At 65.5% G+C, this 4,067-nt stretch carries 1 protein-coding gene; it reads right to left on the bottom strand.

Annotation, left to right across the window (positions count from 1 at the left end; all coding sequences use genetic code 11):
- Positions 1–3,903: hypothetical protein (locus tag ABWQ00_RS15635; protein WP_353239581.1), on the bottom strand; the 3,903-nt coding region annotated here is incomplete at its 3' end.
- Positions 3,904–4,067: the final 164 nt, after the last annotated feature.

Genomic DNA, 4,067 nt, shown 5'->3' with positions numbered 1-4,067 from the left:
GCTGGACGTCTGCGAGTTGCGGCCAGCGGTGGGTCCCTGCGCCCCGCCGCTCGGCTGCCGCCCAAAGAAGCTCTCGCGGATGGAGAGCTGCCTGTTGCCACTGCCATCCCCTCGCTGCGAGCAGTCACACCTCTCGAGGAGGTTGTTGCAGCACATGCATCTGCACCGCCTCAGTCGCACCAAGTGTCCGCACTGTTGGCAGTAGATGCGCGGCGACCCGGCAAGGGAGGGCCGCTCGGCCAGAAGGTGCGTGCCGCCACACTTGCTGCACTGTACAGGAAATTCCTGCGCGGTGGTGCCGTCCCGCGCCACAGTAGTCAGGGCCGGCGCGTCCGTGCACAGGTGGCGTTGCCTCCAGACGGCAGGCCTCGCCATGTTGATCTTGCCCTCCGGGATGACGAGGTCGCCCGCGGTGAGCCCTGCCCTGGCCCGCTGGATAGCGATGCCACGCTGCTCGAGGACCCTGCAGAGGACCTCGACATGCCGGCCCCTGTCCCAGGCCGGCCATGCACGAAAGCACGCGGTGCATGTTCTGACGCCCAGGGTCGCGAACCTCGCTCTGCCGCGGCAAGGCGCAAAGAGGTTGCGCACGTCAGCGGTGAGGCATCGGCGGATCTGCCCCAGGACCTCCTCCCTGAAGAGCGTGACGGTCTCCCTGATGCTGCTCTCCCGGCGCAGCAGAGACGCACTGTCCTTGAGGAGGAGCCCAGCTTCACGCACCGTGGCTCCGGTGGAGATTTCGAAGTCGATGAGTAGCTCCAGCCATGAGCATCTACTGTCAGGGTGGGAGTCCTCCCACGGGACCCACTCAAGGCCGCACAAGTAGCCGACGACATGCCCTCGCCACCCTGCCGGCCCACTGCCACTGTTCGGCACAAGGGTATGGGTGCACGGCCTGATCCGCCTGGCCGCCGCGCGGTCGCCCAAGGTGGGCGCACAGGCATGGACCAGGCGCTGGGGCCTGCTGCCACCTCCGAAGACCGTGCTGGTGAGCTCCTCCCTTCGCTTTCTGGTGGAAGCGATGATGGCGAGCATCATCGCCTGGATGGCGCCCACCAGTTTGCCATAGGCCTGCGTCCGCTCGTCATGCAGCCGGCAGAGCGCTCGCCTCCGCTCGCCAAAGGTGGCCTGCCCGCGTTGGACCATTCTGTCTGCAGTGTCGTTCCCTTGCTGGACCTCTGCGCTCACGACACCCTGGAGGACATCGGTGGCGGTGGCGTGTCCCTTGACCTTGGTCCCCCTGGAGGCAGCGCGCCCACGCGCCACAACGATGCGCTCGAGGATGGCCCACATGTCTCCGTCAGGCCGCATGCCCCACGGCCTCGACCACTCACGGGAGTCCCCGCTGAGGATGCTGTTGAAGTGCCGCAGGGCCGTCGCGTTGTCGATGCCAATGTGCAGCGCGCGCGGGATGGTGTGTGCGCCGATGATGGCCCAGCCCTCCGCCCGGGTGGAGGAGAGGGCCTGCCCGTCAAGCTGCCCCCAGAAACGGAACTCGTCGCGGTCCTGCTCCGTCCATGCAGATCGGCTGATCACGCCGGTTCCGTCCTCATCCACGATACCACGGAACATGCCGCCCCAGGCCGGAAGTGCTGCAGGCCCTGCCGCGAAGAAGGCAACTCCCCCGTCGGTGAAGCAATTGATCTCGTCGGGGGCCCGATCGGATACCCCAGACACAGGTCCAGGGACGAAGTGAGTGAAAGGGCCGGCGATCCGATGCAACAGTTGCCGCATGGTGAGCCTGCTAGCCACGCCCCCCGGGATGCCCGCTTCCGCGGCCGCTTGCTCGGGGATGTGGCCGACGTCGGCACGGGCCCCAAGCGCCACGTTGGCGTTCTGGTCGCTCGCCCCAGCCCAGAAAGCAAGGTGAACGCAGTTGCCAAGCTCGGGAGCCAGGCCGTGAATTGCCAACGCGTTCGGGAGCTGCCTGTGGTCCACCTGCATGGCGGACAAGGCCCGCCTCCTCTCCTCAGCCATGGCGGGGCATACCCACCAAAGATGCTCAAGGTCCTCCGGTGCACCGCCACACCAAGGGCAATTAGGGCTGTCAAGCAGCCCTGCCGCAAACAATGTAGAGGCAGTCCACAGGCCGCCGGCCTGTATGCTCCCCAGGTCTGACCTCTGCTCCTTGGTCAAGGCCTTGTTAAGGATCCCAGAGAGCCGAAAATCGATCCTTCCTTGGTGACAGTACGAGGGCCTCCTGCTTGCAACCCTGCGCAAGGCGGCGGCGGTGCCGGCTTCGAAGACCGCACGCTTAACCCATTGGATCGGGTCACGGAAGATGTCAATCCTCGTCTCGCCTGGGAAGCAGATGCCACCATTCCCCTGGACGATGCCTCCCGCACGCATGACAGAGCTGAGGAGGAGCCCGAAAGGCCCTCTCTTGAGCAAGTTGGCTCCTCGCCTGCCAAGCAGCCGGGCCGGCCCAAATGGGACTGGCGCGTTGAAGGGGTCGTCGTCGGCGCCCACCTCCGGAACGTCCTGAACATCGGCAATGCGTGCCAACATACGCCCGATGAGCGGCCGCCACGCCGGCCTCATGTGCCAGGCTCGCCTCATGTGTCGGATCCTCCGCCACAGGATGGTGGCGTCCAGTTCGATCCCAGTCGCGCCGATCCTGGCCAAGACGACCTCGGGGCACCGCATGGATTGGTGCCGCCCAGACAGGGCACTGGCGGCTCTCCCTTGGAGCCTGCGTAGCGCGCTGACGTTGATAGGGGTGGCCTCGATGCCGTAAAGGCCCATGGCATACCCCTTGCCCACCACAAGCTGGCCCTTGCGCTCAACAGGGACCGGAAGGGCCTTGATGCGATCCATGATGACCGCCGCTTTGTCCGCGCGCCTGTTGAGGGTGCCGCCGGTTGGGGCCCCACTCACGGTGAGGTGAGACCCCAGGTCCCTCACGCTGTGCCGAACCTGGATCAGGCACCTCTGCGCGCCCCACTTCTGAGCACGGAGCCGCTTCCTATGAGCCGCAGACGAGGCGAGGACGGCGCTCTTGGTGGGGGAAGGCTTCCCGCCCATGTCGTGGATGAACTCGAGCGTGGCGTCAACCGCAAGAACGAGGGTGTCGACCATGTCCGCTTCCTCGCCATCGCTTTCGGGGCTCGCATCGCTGGTGACGCATAGCATGAGGTCGTCGGCCAGTGTGCGAGGCATGACCTGCATGCTGCGCATCAGCATGATCCACGGCCTGGTGATGATCGCAAGCACCATCATGGACAGCGGGCACCCCTGAGGAATGGAGCATGCCCTGCGATATGGCGTGCCCGCCCCCTGTGGCAGCACGTTGACGACCTTGACGTTGGCCATCATGCTCCTGTATGGAAGCAAGACGCGTTCGGGCATGCCCGCGAGGTGCCAGAGTGCCTGCCCCAGCACCGGGACAATCTGGTCGAAGCACTTGTAGATGTCAATCGTGGCCCCCGCGATATCTCCGCCGGCGTGGAAGATGTCCTCGTTGACGGCGCTGAGGTGCCACCATGCCATGTCCGCGCCACCCCCCGGGACGCCAGCATACATCTCCGGGAGCTGCCACGTCCGGACCCAGCCTTGCAGGTCACGCAGCCGCATGCTGGCCCACCTGCGGTACAGCCTGGACAGAATGAGCAGGATCCTGTACTCCATAGGGGCGGTGGACGGCTCGTCGTTCTTGCTCAGGAAGAAAGCCTTTCCCCAGGTGGTGGCCGTGGGCCATGGTGCGCCCTGCTCGACAAGGTTGAGGAGCCTGGCGAGCCACTCCGCCGCGAGGTCCGGCATGATGGCCCACTCCCGGTGCTCCCACTGGTCCCAGCTGGCGGCGGTAGCCGCCGAGTGCTTGAACTCGCGTCTGAGCCGCTCTCCCGTGATGTCGCTAACAGGAAAGGGTTCTCCCCGGAATACAAAGTCCCTGTACTTCGCCAAGAAGTCTCCTGCAACCTGCCAATGTGGGGTCCCTTGGCCTCGGTAGATCGGGGCCCAGGCTTGCTGGACGATCTTGTCGACCTCGGTGGGATGCGCAGTGATACGTCCACTGGGGTCAGCCAGGAAGCCAATGGGCTTGGCGATCCCCTGGCGCAACTTCACAT

Source organism: Limnohabitans sp. (assembly GCF_040400975.1).
Classification (GTDB): Bacteria; Pseudomonadota; Gammaproteobacteria; order Burkholderiales; family Burkholderiaceae_C; genus Limnohabitans_A.
The sequence above is the reverse complement of the archived record's forward strand: the minus strand, read 5'-3'. Positions and strand labels throughout refer to the sequence as shown.